A 14,952-nucleotide genomic window follows, 5' to 3' on the forward strand; every position below is an offset into this window, starting at 1 on the left:
GTCCGGCACGGCCCCACACGCAAGATTTGCCTGCGGTTATGACAAAGTCACCGGGGCTTGCCAAGCAATCGGGACGGTATGCCAGCGTTGCGCGTTACTCTCTGACCGGCACCCAGATTTCGAAGCCACCATTGCCGGTTGCGGGATCGAACTTTTCGTCATAGCGCTCGAAGTTCGGGGCGTCCGCGGCCTTCAGGCCGGACGCCGGCAACCACTGATTCCAGATCGTGTTGACCGTGCGGCGGATCGAGGCGACGTGCTCGGTGTGGGTAAACACCGCATAGCGCTGTTCGGGGATGCGGACGCGGCCGAAGCGCCGCGGCAGGTCGGAGAAATCGGCGACCTCGACACCGGCGATGTAGTCGAAATTGCCGGCATCGTCGCCGTTGCAGCAGACGCCGTAGGCGACCTGATGATTGCCTTGGCCGACGCCCGCGGGAATATCGGCGGCCTCCTGGTGGAAGCGCTGCCACAATCCCGGAATGGCCGCACCGTTGTCGCAGGAGATACGCTCGGCGGGACCGGCGACCAGGAAGGTCTTTGCGGTTTCGAAGCGCGGGGCGCTGAGATTGTCGAGCATGGTGGAATCCATGAGGATCGGCTCCTGAAGCTTGAGGTGACCGGTGCAAGTCGCGGTGCGGACCGCTTCGGGCGTGGTGCCGAACTGGTCGCGGAACGCGCGGGTGAATGCTTCGTGCGAGCCGTAATCCGCCGCCAGCGCCAGCGACAGGATGTCCGGCGCACCGTTCGCAAGATTGCGCGCGGCTTCCGTCAGCCGCCGCGCGCGCACGTAACGCATCACGGACAGCCCGGTGGCTGCGGCAAACGCGCGCACGATGTGGAACCGCGACACGCCCGAGACCACGGCGATCTCGTCGAGCGTCATCGGCTCCGCCAGATGGCTCTCGACATACCAGAGCGCGCGCTGGGCTGGGTTCATGGTTCAGGTTCTCATTCGAAGCGCGGCGATGATGCACCGATGCGCGCCGCCTCGCTTGATCGGCATTGCGGTCCGCGCATGAGGATAGTCCGGGAATCGCCGCTGGCAACGCCATGCCATTCGCAGCTACACTCGCTGAAACCGCTCACGAGAAAGAGGAACCGCGCCATGGAAATCACCGATGTGCGGGCGCACCATGTCCGCATCCCCTATGACGCCGGTGTCGCGAGCTTTCGCCAGGGCGCGTCCGCCATCTCCGCGCTCGACATGGTGCTGGTCGAAGTCACGACCGATGCCGGGCTGACCGGCTGGGGCGATGCCTTCGCCTATGTCTGTCCCCGCACCACGCACAGTGCCGTCGAGGAGATGATCGCGCCGCAGGCCCGCGGGCTGAAGGTGCCCGACGCCGCCGGCATTCCCGCGGCCATGGAGCAGATCCAGCGCAATTTGCATCTGTTCGGCCGCTACGGCATCACCATGTTCGCGATCTCGGGTCTCGACATCGCGCTGTGGGACCTGGCGGCGAAGGCCAAAGGCGTGCCGCTGCATCGCCTGCTCGGCGAAACCAGGCGCGCAAATATTCCCGCCTATGCAAGCCTGCTGCGGATCGGCTCGCCCGAGAACATCGCCGGCGAATGCAGGAAAGCGCTCGCGCTCGGCTATGGCGCGATCAAGCTGCACGAGACTACGACACCCGCGGTATTTGCCGCGCGCGAGGCGATCGGGCCCGGCGTTCCTCTGATGGTCGATATGAACTGCCCGCTGACCGGCGAGCAGGCGATCGCGTTCGCGAAGGCGTGCAAGGACGCGCAACCGATGTTCCTGGAGGAGCCGGTCTGGCCGCCCGAGGATTTTGCCGCGCTTGCAGAAGTTCGCAGCAAGGGCGGGCTCGGCGTCGCCGCCGGCGAGAATGCCTGCACCGAATATCAGTTCCGCCAGATGATGAAGGCGGGCGCGGTGAGCCATGCCCAGCCATCGGTGATCAAGGTCGGCGGCATCACTGAATTTCTGAAGGTTGCGGCGCTGGCCGATCAGCTCGGCGTGAAGATCGTCCCGCACTCCCCCTATTTCGGTCCGGGCCTTCTGGCAACGCTGCACCTGCTGGCGACACGCGACGACGGGCTGGTCGAAATGTTCTACCTCAAGCGCGAGGCGTGCCTCTGGGGCGGGCGCGCCGATGTCGATGCCACCGGCCATGTCGCTGTGCCCACGGGCCCCGGACTTGGGTACGAGCCCGATCGCAGCGTGATGGAGCGCTATCGCGTGGCGTAATCGCCGCGCTTATTTCTGCGCATCCTTCGGCGGCGGTGCGTCCTGCTTCTTCTTCAGATCCTCCGCGATCTTCGCCTGGGCAGACTGGAGGTCACCGAGCGTCTTCTGAAGGCCGGCGACAACAGTCTTCAGCGCGTCGATCTGACGATTGGCCGCATCGAGCTTCTGCTGATGATCGAGCGTCAGCTTGGTGATGGTCTTCTGGAGGAAGTCGACGTTACTCTGCAGGCAGCTCGTGCGCCGCTCCATGGTCTTCTCGACCGTGCAGATCTCGATGCCGGGCACGTCCTGCGCGCGGACCGGTGGAGTCGCCAGCGTGGCGAGCAGCAACATCGCGAAACAAACGCCGGCGCTTCGAAGCAGCATGCAGGTTCCTCGTCCAATCGATCACGGCAATGTGCGCTTTTTGCGCGCCGCACACCGACGCTACCACACTCGTACCGCATTCTCGCGTTGAGCTTGCAGTTGCTCCCTTGGACGGGGAGCGATGATCTGCACGCGGGGAGAATTGGGCACTCTCTTCGCGGCTTTGTTTAGGGGAGATTTTTGGAATGGCAACGCGCGATAGACGACTGGCGGAATTCGATGGCGCCGGAGAACCACCACCTGGCCTGCCGGTCGAGGTGCTGTGCGAGGACCATAGCGGAACGTACCAACTGCCCTTCGCGTGCCGCTATGTCGAAGGACGCTGGCAGAACCACGAGGCCGGCATCGCGGTGGAAGCCACCGTCATCGGGTGGCGTCGGCCACGGGTGAAGCAGTCGGGCGTGGCCTGATCACCCAGCCTTTGTCTCAAAATGCAACGAGGCCGCGCTCCGCCTTAACCTTCGGAACGCGGCCCGAACGAAACACGTCCGAATCAGCTGTGAGGCCGTGTCCACGCCTGTTCACGGCTAGATGTCGCAATGCGGGCGCACGCGCATACAATATCTGCGCAGCGCGTGAGCAAGCCTGAGCCGGCCACGGCGCCAAAAGTTAACGGCTTCAAAGACATGGCCGCCGGATGCGACGGCTAAAGCCGCGCTCCCAAAACAGGCAGGGCGTCCCCTGGCCTGCCTAATATTCGACCTCGAGCTCCTCGATCTCGGCCGGCTCGTCCTTCGCAGCCGCGACCCAATCCTTCATCTCCGGCATGGCCATGATGGTATCGGCATAGGCCTTCAGGAGCGGCTCGAGCTTGACGTCATAGGTGACGAAGCGCGTCACCACGGGGGCGTACATCGCATCCGCCATGGTGCGCCTCTCGCCGAACAGGAAGGGACCGCCGGACTTCTCCAGACAGTTGCGCCAGATGGACCACACGCGGTCAATGTCGGCCTGCGCACGCGACCAGATCTTGAAGCCGGGGAAGTGCCCCTTCAGATTGACCGGCAGCGACGCGCGTAGCGTGGTGAAGCCGGAATGGATTTCGCCGCAGATCGAGCGGCAATGCGCGCGCTGGACGCGGTCATCAGGCAACAGGCCGGCATCCGGCATCGCCTCGTTGAGATATTCGGCGATCGCCAGCGTATCCCAGACCACGGCGCCCTCGTGGCGCAGGCACGGCACCAGGATCGACGACGACAGCAGCAGGATCTCCGCACGCGCCGACGCGTCGTCCGGCGCGGTCACGACCTCCTCGAAATCGAGCCCGGAAAACTTCGTCAGCAGCCAGCCGCGCAGCGACCAGGACGAATAGTTTTTGCTGCTGATGGTCAGTGTCGCCTTTGCCATAGGGCCCTTCCCTCACGCCTGATCGCGGGCACCGCTCCGCCGCGCGGGCGTGCGCATTGCCTGTGCTTCCCGCGAAGAGAGCAGCAAGCGACGTGCCAATTCCGAGGGCGGCCTACCGCCCGCTTGGCGTCGATATTGCATAGCAGCAGGGGGCAACCGGGCTTTCAGTATGATGTCGATGTATTATCAGGCCTATCAGAACCATATGGACCTGACGGCGCCGTGGCGGGCGGGAGCCTCGTCCGCGCTCAAATTCCTCAATCTGGTGCCGCAGGGCCTGTCGGATCAGGTCGTCGGCCGGCTCTCGGCCGCGCTGGAGCTGATCTCGCGCTCCACCCTCACGTACCACCGCCCGGCCTACGGCATCGACAGCGTGATGGTGGGCAACCGCGAAGTCGGCGTCACCGAGGAGGTCGCCTACGCGACGCCGTTCGGCTCGCTGCTGCACTTCAGGAAGGACGGCGCGCCGGAGCAGCCGCGCATGCTGCTGGTGGCGCCGATGTCGGGCCATTTCGCCACGCTGCTGCGCGGCACCGTGAAAACGCTGCTCCAGGATCACGACGTCTACATCACCGACTGGCACAATCCGCGCGACATTCCGCGCAGCGAGGGCCGTTTCGGGCTCGACGATTACACCGATCACCTCATCGATTTCCTCGGCCAATTGGGTCCGCGCCCGCATATGGTCGCGATCTGCCAGCCCTCGGTCTCGGCACTCGCCGCCGCCGCAATCATGTGCGAGGGCAATCACCCCTCGCGGCCCGCGACACTCACGCTGATGGCAGGCCCGATCGACACGCGCATCCAGCCGACCAGGGTCAACGAGTTCGCCAAGAGCAGGCCGATCGACTGGTTCGAGCAGAACCTGATCAACTACGTGCCGATGCAGTGCCGCGGCGCGCTCCGCAAGGTCTATCCCGGCTTCGTGCAGCTCACGGCGTTCGTCTCGATGAATCTCGAGCGCCACATCAAGCAACACATGGATCTCGCCAACCATATCGCCAAGGGCGAGAAGGAGAAGGCCGCGACCATCAAGACCTTCTACGATGAATATTTTGCGGTGATGGACCTGCCGGCGGAGTTCTATATCGAGACCGTGCGCGACGTGTTCCAGCAGCACCTCTTGCCGCAAGGCAAGCTGATGCACCGCGGCCGTCCCGTGAACACCAAGGCCGTCAGCCGCATGGGGCTGATGACGGTCGAAGGCGAGAAGGACGACATCTGCTCGATCGGCCAGACGCTCGCCGCGCAGGACCTCTGCACCGGCGTGCGCGCCTATCGCCGCGTCCACCACATGCAGGCCGGCGTCGGCCATTACGGCGTGTTCTCGGGCAAGCGCTGGAATAACGAGATCTATCCGCTGCTGCGGGATTTCGTGCACGTGAATTCGTAACCCGTCATCCCCTGGCCCGGAGATAGGGAAGCGGCACGCGCCTAATGCCCAGACTTGAGCAACTCTTTCGCTTCTTCGACTTCGGGAAGATTTCGCTCCGCATCGAATTCAGCGAGCAGGGGAGCGAGCACCTCGGATACCGCGCCCGCTCGGCCTTTTGCCTTGTGCAGGCGTGCAAGTCCCAGGGCGCTGCGCAACTCGAAAGTCTTCGCTTGTTGGTGTCGCGCGATCTCCAGTCCTTGCTTGAGAGCATTTTCGGCACTGGATTCCTCAGAAGGGTCATGACGCGACAAGAGCTCCCCGTATACGCGATGCAGCTCGGCATCGAGCCAATGCTGCCCGGATTGCCCCGTCCATGAGATCAATTCGCTCAAGATTTCCAGCCCGTTTTCGAGTTGACCCGACTCTGCGTCCGCCAAGGCGACATGCATCCCCCAAAACGGTTCACAGAGATAGCAGTCATTCTCGTGCAGCAAGGTCCAGCCGCGACGCATTTCGCTCAGTCCGGCTATTCGGTCGCCGGCACGCCACTTGGCCAGGCCATTTAGATAGGTGCCGGCGGCCACATACAGCGGCATCGTGTGATCGCGCGCGAGACCGAGCGCCAGGATCGTCTCTGTTTGCTGCAACATGCCTCCGCCTAGTCCGTCGAACACAGCTCGATGAACAAGCGCATTGGCTCGGGAAAGCGCCCGTTTTTCTCCCGAAGCACTGACCGCTTCGGTCGCAAGCTGGCGTGCGCGAGCGATCTTGCCAAGTGGCCAAAGCACCAGGGCAAGAAACCTCATGATCACGAACGGCAGATCCAGCGCCGAAGCCCTGAACTTCGCGGGATCCGGCTCGGCGCCATAGATCTCCAGTGCATGCTCGAGATGCGTTCTCGCGTTCAAGTAGTCGCCCCCGAACCAGCAGGTAACCCCACCCGTCCAGTGTGCGACCACGGCGGCCACCGGCGAGTCCGGCCGTCGGTCCGCCGCGCTTTTGATGGCGTCCGCCAGTTCCCGCATCGGAGCGAGTTCGCCGTGTGTCAGACAGGCATTGAAGAGACCCGAATGGATCGGCGCAAGTTCAACCGGATCATTGATGTCGGCCGCGAATTGCCGGGCGCGCGTCCATGCGGCTACGGTTTCGGGAGCGCTGTGCCCGAGGCTGCCCCGTAAGGCGCGGCCATACGCGATTTGAAGATGCAGCCTATCCATCATCCGGTGGGGCTCATCGCGCAGTTCATCGGCCGTCGCAATCGCCTTGCCGAGATGTGCGATCGCCTCGGAATAAGCCGAGCGCTTCAGCGCCTGCTGACCCGCCTTGCGCCACCACTCGAGGGCGACTTCGCTCAGCCCCGCCTCAGTGAAGTGATGCGCCAGAACTTCCGGCTCGGTCTCGGCGACGACTGGAAACTTCTCGCGCAGGACATCGCCGATGCGCTTGTGAAGCACCTGCCGTTTGCTCTTGAGCAGGCCCTCATAGGCTGCTTCCTGAACGAGAGCGTGCCTGAAGCTGTAGTTTGCTTCGGGCGGAGCCCCGCGACGCACCAGTAGTTCCGCCTCTTCGAGTTGCGCTAGCGCGGAGCTCAGCGTCAGATCATCGCGTCCCGTCACATATCTGAGCAGCGCGTACGAAAAGTCGCGGCCGATGGCGGCGCCTATTTGCGCCACCTCCTTGACTGGAGCGAGCCGGTCGAGCCGTGCCATCAGCGAATCCTGCAGCGTCGCCGGAATAGCGAGCGGCGGGAGTGGACTATCGAGGCGATAGCGCCCGGGCTCTTCAACGAGCAATCCGGACTCCAGCACCATCTTGGTCAGTTCCTCGACGAATAGCGGGATGCCATCCGTCTTGTCGATGATCTGCTTCATCATCTCGCGCGGCAGCTGGCGACCAACGGTCACCTGCTCGACCAGCGCACGCGTATCCTGCCGGTCTAACCGATCGAGCCGCAACAGACTGACGTTGGCAAGGCCCGACCAGGAGGGCTCGAACTCCGGCCGGGATGTCGTGAGCACGAGGATCGGCAGCCCCCTGATCCGATCGACCGCGAGATCGAACAGTTCAAGCGTCGTGGCATCGGCCCAATGCATATCCTCGCAGACAATCAGCAGCGGCTGCTCTCGCGCCAACCCCTCGAGCTGGTCAAGGAGCGAGGCAAACGTCTGTCGCCGCTGCTGCGGCGGGCTCAAGCCAAGCGGGGGGCAATGGTCGCCGGTTGGAATCGACAGGAGTGCCGCGATGAGAAGCGTCGCTCGGGCGACCTGCTGTGTTCCGAGAGCCAGCATCGCCTCAAGCTTGTCCAGCTTTTGCCTCGGCGTGTCGTGCGAACGGATGCCGGCAGCGCGCTCGAGCTGCGCGACAAAGGGATGGAGCGCACTGTTGGTATGGTAGGGCGAACACTGATATCGCACCCGACGGTGCGCCCCCAACAAGGGGCTTTCGGACAGCGTTGCGACAAGACGCGACTTGCCGATGCCCGCTTCGCCAGAGATCAAGACCATCTGGCCCTGCCCCTGCCATGCCAGCCGCTGGCGCGAGAGAATGAATTCGATCTCGTCCTTGCGCCCGACAAAGCCGATCGACCGCGCCGCGCGGACCGCCTCGAAGCGACTCTCGGATGCGATCGCTCCTTCGACCGCCCAGACTGCGATGGGTTCAGCTATTCCCTTGACCTCACGGCGGCCGAGGTTGCGAAAAGTGAAGAGATCACCAAGCAGCCGGCGCGTCGACGAAGCAACGACGACCGCCCCCGGTTCCGCCAGGCTCTGGAGCCGAGCGGCGAGGTTCGGTGTATCGCCGACGGTTGCGTGCTCCTCTGACGCATCTCCGCTGATGAGGTCGCCGACCACCACGAGCCCGGTCGCAATTGCGATCCGCAATTCAACCCGTTCGTCGGCGCCTGTTTTGAGTTGCCCAATCGCAGAGATGGTGTCGAAGCCCGCCCGCACTGCCCGCTCCGCATCGTCCTCGTGGGCGCGGGGATAGCCGAAATAAACGAGTATTCCGTCACCCACGAACCTGGCTATCCTGCCGTCGTAAGCGGTAACGACTCTGGCGCAGGCGGCGCGGTACGCACGGATCACTTCCCACATGTCCTCGGGATCGAGACGCGCCGAGAGCGCAGTCGAGCCGACCAGATCGCAAAACATGACGGTGAGGTGGCGCCGCTCGGCGTCATGAGGAGGCGCCGGCGATGCGATCGACGCGGCGGGATCGAGGTCGGCAATGGCACGCAGCATTTTGCGGCGATGGCCGAGCAGAACTCCGAGCTTGTCGAAGTCCTCGTCCATCAGCTCGGGAAGGACGCCCATGTCGATCCCATTTTGGGCAAAACGCTCTGCGTATTGCCCAAGCCCAGCTTCTCGAGCCACTCCGCAATCTGCATTGGCTCCCACCGATCGTGTGGTTGGCGGTTAGCAGAATCTTGGACCACGGCGCGCTCGGACAATATCCCAACGCTAACGCCATGGCACGTTTTCTCTGTTGCGCGACAACTTAGGTTGCTCAGTACCGTACCTCTTCCAGGGAGGGACAGTGCTCGATGCGAACGACTGCGCTACTAGAAATCGTCTGCACGCAGTGTTGGACGAAGAGGTTGCGATGAGTCTCAGCTACGCACTTTCAGTCCTGAGCCGAATCCGGCACTGCGTGTGTGCCGACGTCATGACGCCATGCAGACGCCTCTCCGCGAGCACCGTTGTCCTCACTCCTGTCCACGGGCACTTCGTAGTTGCGCGCCATCGTACCCGCCGCAACTTGAAGCGAAGAGCCAACCGCCCAACAGCCGGCAACAAAAACTATCAGGCCATTGGGCAGGTTTTGATCAAGGACAAGGATGCTGACGGACAGGGTTGCGGCAATCGCGGCGCCGAACGTTCCGGCCGCGCTCATGATCTCGACGGCCTCGGACCCGTTGTATTCTTCCGAGGTACTCGAAATCGACTTCCGAGCGACAGAGCGAGACAAATCAATTCCGACATAATAGCTGAGGGCGCCGTAGAGCATCGTCAGCAGCACGATCCAGCCGCTTTCAAACAATCCGCCTTTCTGACGTAACAGGGTCGCCCCTACATAAAGACCGCAGGAGGCCCCAACGGCTGCGAGCCCAATTCTTTCAAGAAGATGGGCCGACTTGATAAGACTGGACCGGGCGATCCCAAGATTGCCGGCGTGCCTTGTTATGGAAAATGCGGCGGAGATTGCGTTGCTTATCTTCATGGGGGCTCCTTCTAAATAAGTAGCAGCCTACCCGCCGACCCCGAGCTGCGTGGACGCGTTTCGCGATTCCCTCGATTCCAACTTCTGAAAAATCTGTGGTGAGTGATGGGGCTGGCTCGCTCGTGAACAGGACGAGAGCCAATCCAAAGCTGCGAGCACGCGGCTTCGCAGGCATTGCAACTCACCCGTGTCTGTCAACTGGCTTCGGGTGCGGCAATTTCTTGCGGTAGTGATAGCTCGAAAAGAAAGTGTCGGAATATGAGACGGTTCACATACCGTGGTTCTCAGTCCCTCCATCCAATCACAATTTCAGGACTAATCTGCATCGTAGCGTGCACGAGAGCACGGGAGCGGTGAAGCCGCAGCAATTCATTTAGCAGGATCAAGCAAGGCAGCGCGGCTTTGGGAAAGACGCCGGCGCTGCGCGACACCTACAACACGGACATGCCGCTCGAGCCGGAGGCCTTGCCATGTCCGAATTGCCCACCCCCGCGGCCACACCGGCGGCGATCGTCGACGCGCTGAAGGCGGTCGCAGGCAATCCGCCGAAGGTGCGTGCGAGCTTTGCCAAGGGCCGATGCGTGCGCGGCACCTATACTCCGTCCGACCGCGCGGCGGAGATCACGCGATCATTGAGCTTCACCAAGCCGTCGCGCGTGCTGGCGCGCTTCTCCGTCGGCGGCGGCAATCCCGGGGTAGCCGATACCAACAACCTCGTGCTGCGCGGCTTCAGCTTCAGGCTTGGCGACGACGATCATCGCTCGGACATCCTGGTGGAAAGCGCTCCGGTGCATTTCGCAAGGACGCTCGACCAGATGCTCGCCTTCCTGAAGGCGCGCATTCCCGGCGCGGACGGCAAGCCGGACGCAGAGAGGGTCAAGGCGTTCTCCGCAGCCAACCCCGAGACGCTGAATCAGGCGAAATACATCGCCGCACGCCGGCTGCCCGCAAGCTTTGCCGGCACGACCTATTGGGGCGTGCACGCCTTTCCCGCGACGAATGCGAAAGGCGAGACCCGCTTCATCAAGTTCAGGGTAGCGCCTGTCGGCGGCGACATCACGCTGAGCGAGGACGAAGCCAGGGCGAAGTCCGCCGACTTCCTGCACGAGGATCTCGCTCGGCGGATCGCAGCCGGCGACGTCCGCCTCAACGTGATGGCCCTGCTCGACCGGCCAGGCGATCCCGTCATGGACGCGACCATGCGATGGCCGGACGAGGACAATCGCGAGGAGGTTCGGCTGGGCACGATCGTCATCACCAGTCTTGAGACCGACGATGCCTGCGACGGGTCCATCTTCAATCCGGCCAATCTTGCCGACGGGATCGGCCATCCGCCTGACGAGATTTTTGCGGCGCGCCGCGCCGCCTACACCATCTCGCTGGCGAAGCGGCGCTAGATTTTTTTGCTGACGCGTTTTCCGTCAGGTCTCGATCGGCCCGCCATGCCTTTCACGGCGCCACGCGCCCGGGCTGACGCCGACCATCTGCGAAAACACCCGCGTGAAATGGCTCTGATTGGCAAATCCGGCCGAGATCGCGATTTCCGACAGCGGCAGGTCGCGGACCGTCATCAGCTGCTTGGCCGCCTTCACCCGCTGCTGGAGCAGCCATTGATGCGGCGGCAGGCCGGTGGAGATCCGGAACGCGCGTGAGAAGTGGCTGATCGAAAGGCCAAGCTCGCTCGCGATCTGCTGCAACGCGATCTTGCCTGAGAGATCCGAGTCGAGCCGGTCGCATGCCCGCTTCACCTGCCATGGCGCGAGGCCGCCGCGGTTCAACTCTGCCCCGGACTTCAGCCCGCCATAGGTCTGGGCGACATGGGCCGTGAGCGCGAGCATCATGTGATCGACGAAAAGCTGGTTGGTCTCGTCAGGCCGACGAAGTCCTTCCTGCAACGTGGCGCCGATGTGACGGATCACCCCGTCATCACGACCGACACCGGGCTCGTAGCTGAGTTCGCCGACGCGCGGCGCGCCGGGTTGCCTGGCGAGGTCGCGAAGGGCCGAGCGTGGCAAATAGAAGAAGAGCGAGTGAAACGGCTTGTCGATCACATAGCGCGGATCGCGCTTGAGGTCGTACAGATAGGTCGCGCCGGCCCGGACATTCGCCTTGGTGACAAAGTGGCCGTTCTCCCAGCACTCGCAATCCGGATAGTCGCGGATCTTCAGGCTGACGAGATAGGCATCTTCCGCCGGCAGCGAGCCGGAAAGATCCCGCCTCGGATCATCATTGCGGACTTCGGTAACCGCGAGCTCGGCGCTACGCAGCGAACGCGTGACCAGGACCGGGGCTTGCTTCACGTGAAGGCCCTGCCCGAGCTTCCGTCCGTAGACGCCTGCTTGTGTCATTTCAATAAACCCGTCCGTAGAGGCACGTCTTCGTCGGCCTTCCCGAGGTCCGCGCATTATCGGAGATCACCGGCCAACGGTCGAGTTATACCGCATAACACGACGCTGTTGTGGCAAGCCATCGCATCGACTCGCGACGAGATGATTTCATTGTGATTTCAGCGTGATATCGCGAGCCCGACAGCGCGCACGACAACCCGTTAACATGCTCGGCAAATCACCGCGCGATTTTTATCGTGCGTTCTTGAAATTCTTCGCAACGCGCCTTCGCGCGTCAGGCTTGCCACTCCTCGCCCCAGACCTGGACGACGTGGCCGGGCGACACTTCGCGATATTGCCGGACCGGCGGCTGATAATCCGGCGCCCGCACCGGGCTTCTGATCTCGTCGTTGGATGCTTCACGCCGCGTGCCGCGACGCGCGGGGTCCGGCACCGGCACCGCTGCCATCAGCTTCCTGGTGTAGGGATGCTGAGGATTGCCAAACACGGCGGCGCGCGGGCCGGTCTCGACGATCTCGCCGAGATACATCACCGCGACGCGATGGCTCATGCGCTCGACCACCGCGATGTCGTGGGAAATGAAGAGATAGGCAAGGCCCATGCTGGCCTGGAGGTCGAGCATGAGGTTGACGACCTGCGCCTTGACCGAGACGTCGAGTGCGGAGACCGCCTCGTCCGCAACGATCAGCTTCGGCCCGAGTGCGAGCGCACGCGCAATGCAGATGCGCTGGCGCTGGCCGCCGGAGAATTCGTGCGGGAAACGCGCGGCCATGTCGGCGGTCAGGCCGACGCGCACGAGGAGATCGGCGACCTTGTCGCGCGCCTGCGACGCCGTCGCGAGCCCGTTGGCGAGCAGTGGCGCTGCGATCGCCGTGCCCACCGACATGCGCGGATTGAGGCTGGCGAACGGATCCTGAAACACGATCTGCATATGCTTGCGGAAGTCGCGCAGGGTGCGGCCGTTCATGGTGAGAACATCCTGACCGTCGATCAGGACGGTCCCGCTGTCCGGCTCGGTCAGCTTGAGGATCGAGCGGCCGGTCGTCGACTTGCCGCAGCCGGATTCGCCGACCAGCGCCAGCGTCTCGCCGGCGCGCAGGGTGAAGGAGATGCTCTCGACCGCGTGGACGCGGCCCGAGACCTTGCCGAACAGGCCCGAGCGGATCGGAAAGCGCGTGGTGAGGCCCGCGACTTCGAGCAGCGGACGCTCGGCAATCGAGACCGTGTCCGGCGTCTCCGTCGGCTCATCCGAGGTCCCCGTCACCTTGTCCACGATCGGAAAGCGCATCGGCCGCGTGCGCCCGTCCATCGAGCCGAGCCGGGGCACGGCGGCGAGCAACGCGCGCGTATACGGATGCGAGGGCGCGGCGAAGATGCGCGACGTAGCGTCAGTCTCCACCGCCTGCCCGCCATACATCACCACGGTGCGGTCGGCGATCTCGGCGACCACGCCCATGTCGTGGGTGATGAAGAGGATCGACATCCCCTCCTCCTGCTGAAGCTCCTTCAGCAGCTCCAGGATCTGAGCCTGGATGGTGACGTCGAGTGCCGTGGTCGGCTCGTCGGCGATCAGCAGCTTCGGCTTGCAGGCCAGCGCCATCGCGATCATGACACGCTGGCGCATGCCGCCGGAGAAACGGTGCGGATGCTCGTGGAAGCGGAATTTCGCCGCCGGAATGCGGACGCGATCAAGCAGGCGGATGGTCTCGGCCTCCGCCGCCGCGCGCGAGAGGCCGCGATGCTGGATCAGCGCTTCGGCGATCTGGAAGCCGATGGTGAGCACCGGATTGAGGCTCGTCATCGGCTCCTGGAAGATCATGGCGACGTCGTTGCCGCGGATGTCCTTCATATCGGCTTCGGGCAGCGTCAGCAGATCGCGACCCGCCAGCGTAACGCGCCCCTCGATGCGGCCGCTCTCCTTCGGCACGAGACGCATGATCGACAGCGCGGTGACGCTCTTGCCCGAACCGGACTCGCCGACGATCGCCACGGTCTCGCGCGGCGCGATGTCGAACGAGACGTTGCGGACGACAGGGATCCATTCCCTTTCGCGCGCGAACGACGTGGTGAGGCCCGTGACCGACAGCACCGGGGCCTGCGCGGCGGCGATGACGTGATCAGGTCTGCTTGCGCCGGTGCTCATGCGATTGCCCTAATAGCCGCGCGTACGATCGACGCGCCCCGGCAGCTCTTCGCCGCGGCGGTGGCGTTCGATGACGTCGAGCACGAAATCGACGGCCGTATCGGGCGTCGTCATGCTGGCATTGTGCGGCGTCAGCAGGATGCGCGGGTGGCTCCAGAACGGATGTCCCGCAGGCAGCGGCTCGGGATCGGCGACGTCGAGGACGGCGCCTGACAACGCGCCGCTGTCGAGCGCCGCGAGGAAATCGGCTTCGACGAGATGCGGGCCACGCCCGACATTGACGAGGGACGCGCCGCGCGGCAGGCGCGCGAACAGGTCGGCGTTGAGAATGCCGCGGGTCTCATCGGTCAGCGGCAGCAGGCAGACGAGGATGTCGGCCTGCGCGAGGAATTCCGGCAACGCCTCCGCACCGGCGTAGCAGGTGACGCCCTCGATCTCGCGCAGCGAACGATTCCAGCCGAGCAGCGGGAAGTCGAACGCCCTGAGCCGTTCGAGCACGGCATGGCCGAGCTGGCCCAGCCCCATCACGCCGACACGCCGCCGCTTCGCCGGCGTGATCCGGATCTCGCGCCAGACCTGCTCCTTCTGCTGGCTGATGAAGTGCAGGAGATCGCGATGCAGCCCGAGCACCGCCATGGTGACGTATTCCACCATGGTCTCGGCGATGCCGGGCTCCAGCATGCGCACCAGCGGAATGTGCGCCGGAACTTTCGTGGTATCGAACTGGTCCACGCCCGCGCCGACCGAGAAGACCAGCTCGAGGTTGGGGAATGTCGTCGCGATGTCGTCAGGCGGCACCCATGCCACCAGATAACGAACATCGGCGGGATCGCCGATGTCGGGCCAAAGGCGGAACGGCACATTGGGCGCGCGCTCGGCGAAGAAGGTCGCCCATTCCGCGCCGCGCACCATGTTGGCCTTGTAGAGAACCGTCATGCCG

At 63.9% G+C, this 14,952-nt stretch carries 11 protein-coding genes and 1 pseudogene; 4 read left to right on the forward strand and 8 right to left on the reverse strand.

Annotated elements, in window-relative coordinates:
• Nucleotides 1-94: 94 nt before the first annotated feature.
• A complete protein-coding gene (locus NLM25_RS35935) occupies nucleotides 95-940 on the reverse strand; it encodes an AraC family transcriptional regulator (protein WP_254140033.1) in 846 nt (281 codons plus the stop codon).
• 168 nt (nucleotides 941-1,108) lie between these two features.
• Between NLM25_RS35935 and NLM25_RS35940 the strand changes: the two genes are divergently transcribed.
• Nucleotides 1,109-2,212, forward strand: a complete 1,104-nt coding sequence (locus tag NLM25_RS35940; RefSeq protein ID WP_254122581.1) for a mandelate racemase/muconate lactonizing enzyme family protein — start codon at nucleotides 1,109-1,111, stop codon at nucleotides 2,210-2,212.
• A 9-nt stretch (nucleotides 2,213-2,221) separates the two neighbouring features.
• On the opposite strand, the gene NLM25_RS35945 is transcribed toward NLM25_RS35940, so the two are convergent.
• Nucleotides 2,222-2,578 (reverse strand): hypothetical protein, encoded by a 357-nt coding sequence (locus tag NLM25_RS35945; protein ID WP_254122582.1) that lies wholly within the window; start codon nucleotides 2,576-2,578, stop codon nucleotides 2,222-2,224.
• Nucleotides 2,579-2,763: 185 nt separating this feature from the next.
• On the opposite strand from NLM25_RS35945, the gene NLM25_RS35950 reads away from it, so the two are divergent.
• A complete protein-coding gene (locus NLM25_RS35950; RefSeq protein ID WP_254122583.1) occupies nucleotides 2,764-2,988 on the forward strand; it encodes a hypothetical protein in 225 nt (74 codons plus the stop codon).
• A 280-nt stretch (nucleotides 2,989-3,268) separates the two neighbouring features.
• Here the strand turns inward: NLM25_RS35950 and NLM25_RS35955 are convergent, their stop codons facing one another.
• On the reverse strand, nucleotides 3,269-3,925 hold the full coding sequence (locus NLM25_RS35955; protein WP_254140034.1) for a glutathione S-transferase family protein: 657 nt from the start codon (nucleotides 3,923-3,925) through the stop codon (nucleotides 3,269-3,271).
• Between the two features lie 169 nt (nucleotides 3,926-4,094).
• On the opposite strand from NLM25_RS35955, the gene NLM25_RS35960 reads away from it, so the two are divergent.
• Nucleotides 4,095-5,318 carry a polyhydroxyalkanoate depolymerase gene (locus NLM25_RS35960; protein ID WP_254140035.1) on the forward strand — a complete coding sequence of 408 codons (1,224 nt, stop codon included), beginning with the start codon at nucleotides 4,095-4,097 and terminating at the stop codon, nucleotides 5,316-5,318.
• 41 nt (nucleotides 5,319-5,359) lie between these two features.
• On the opposite strand, the pseudogene NLM25_RS35965 reads toward NLM25_RS35960, so the two are convergent.
• Both NLM25_RS35965 and NLM25_RS35970 read right to left on the reverse strand, forming a co-directional pair.
• Nucleotides 5,360-8,688: pseudogene (locus NLM25_RS35965) on the reverse strand (adenylate/guanylate cyclase domain-containing protein).
• 236 nt (nucleotides 8,689-8,924) lie between these two features.
• A complete protein-coding gene (locus tag NLM25_RS35970) occupies nucleotides 8,925-9,521 on the reverse strand; it encodes a hypothetical protein (RefSeq protein ID WP_254140037.1) in 597 nt (198 codons plus the stop codon).
• A gap of 470 nt (nucleotides 9,522-9,991) precedes the next feature.
• Between NLM25_RS35970 and NLM25_RS35975 the strand changes: the two genes are divergently transcribed.
• On the forward strand, nucleotides 9,992-10,918 hold the full coding sequence (locus NLM25_RS35975) for a catalase family peroxidase (protein WP_254140038.1): 927 nt from the start codon (nucleotides 9,992-9,994) through the stop codon (nucleotides 10,916-10,918).
• 24 nt (nucleotides 10,919-10,942) lie between these two features.
• On the opposite strand, the gene NLM25_RS35980 is transcribed toward NLM25_RS35975, so the two are convergent.
• The 3 genes from NLM25_RS35980 to NLM25_RS35990 form a co-directional block, all read right to left on the reverse strand.
• Complete coding sequence (locus NLM25_RS35980; protein ID WP_254140039.1) at nucleotides 10,943-11,869, reverse strand: AraC family transcriptional regulator; 927 nt, start codon at nucleotides 11,867-11,869, stop codon at nucleotides 10,943-10,945.
• A gap of 274 nt (nucleotides 11,870-12,143) precedes the next feature.
• Nucleotides 12,144-14,012 carry an ABC transporter ATP-binding protein gene (locus tag NLM25_RS35985; RefSeq protein WP_254140040.1) on the reverse strand — a complete coding sequence of 623 codons (1,869 nt, stop codon included), beginning with the start codon at nucleotides 14,010-14,012 and terminating at the stop codon, nucleotides 12,144-12,146.
• Between the two features lie 9 nt (nucleotides 14,013-14,021).
• Complete coding sequence (locus tag NLM25_RS35990; protein WP_254140041.1) at nucleotides 14,022-14,948, reverse strand: glyoxylate/hydroxypyruvate reductase A; 927 nt, start codon at nucleotides 14,946-14,948, stop codon at nucleotides 14,022-14,024.
• Between the last annotated feature and the right edge of the window lie 4 nt (nucleotides 14,949-14,952).

This window comes from Bradyrhizobium sp. CCGB01, from assembly GCF_024199795.1.
In the GTDB taxonomy this organism is placed as follows: Bacteria; Pseudomonadota; Alphaproteobacteria; order Rhizobiales; family Xanthobacteraceae; genus Bradyrhizobium.

Excerpts from the sequence above, each read along its gene's own strand:
- NLM25_RS35935 (WP_254140033.1), bottom strand. The coding sequence starts at position 940 with ATGAACCCAGCCCAGCGCGCGCTCTGGTATGTCGAGAGCCATCTGGCG.
- NLM25_RS35940 (WP_254122581.1), top strand. The coding sequence starts at position 1,109 with ATGGAAATCACCGATGTGCGGGCGCACCATGTCCGCATCCCCTATGAC.
- NLM25_RS35945 (WP_254122582.1), bottom strand. The coding sequence starts at position 2,578 with ATGCTGCTTCGAAGCGCCGGCGTTTGTTTCGCGATGTTGCTGCTCGCC.
- NLM25_RS35950 (WP_254122583.1), top strand. The coding sequence starts at position 2,764 with ATGGCAACGCGCGATAGACGACTGGCGGAATTCGATGGCGCCGGAGAA.
- NLM25_RS35955 (WP_254140034.1), bottom strand. The coding sequence starts at position 3,925 with ATGGCAAAGGCGACACTGACCATCAGCAGCAAAAACTATTCGTCCTGG.
- NLM25_RS35960 (WP_254140035.1), top strand. The coding sequence starts at position 4,095 with ATGATGTCGATGTATTATCAGGCCTATCAGAACCATATGGACCTGACG.
- NLM25_RS35970 (WP_254140037.1), bottom strand. The coding sequence starts at position 9,521 with ATGAAGATAAGCAACGCAATCTCCGCCGCATTTTCCATAACAAGGCAC.
- NLM25_RS35975 (WP_254140038.1), top strand. The coding sequence starts at position 9,992 with ATGTCCGAATTGCCCACCCCCGCGGCCACACCGGCGGCGATCGTCGAC.
- NLM25_RS35980 (WP_254140039.1), bottom strand. The coding sequence starts at position 11,869 with ATGACACAAGCAGGCGTCTACGGACGGAAGCTCGGGCAGGGCCTTCAC.
- NLM25_RS35985 (WP_254140040.1), bottom strand. The coding sequence starts at position 14,012 with ATGAGCACCGGCGCAAGCAGACCTGATCACGTCATCGCCGCCGCGCAG.
- NLM25_RS35990 (WP_254140041.1), bottom strand. The coding sequence starts at position 14,948 with ATGACGGTTCTCTACAAGGCCAACATGGTGCGCGGCGCGGAATGGGCG.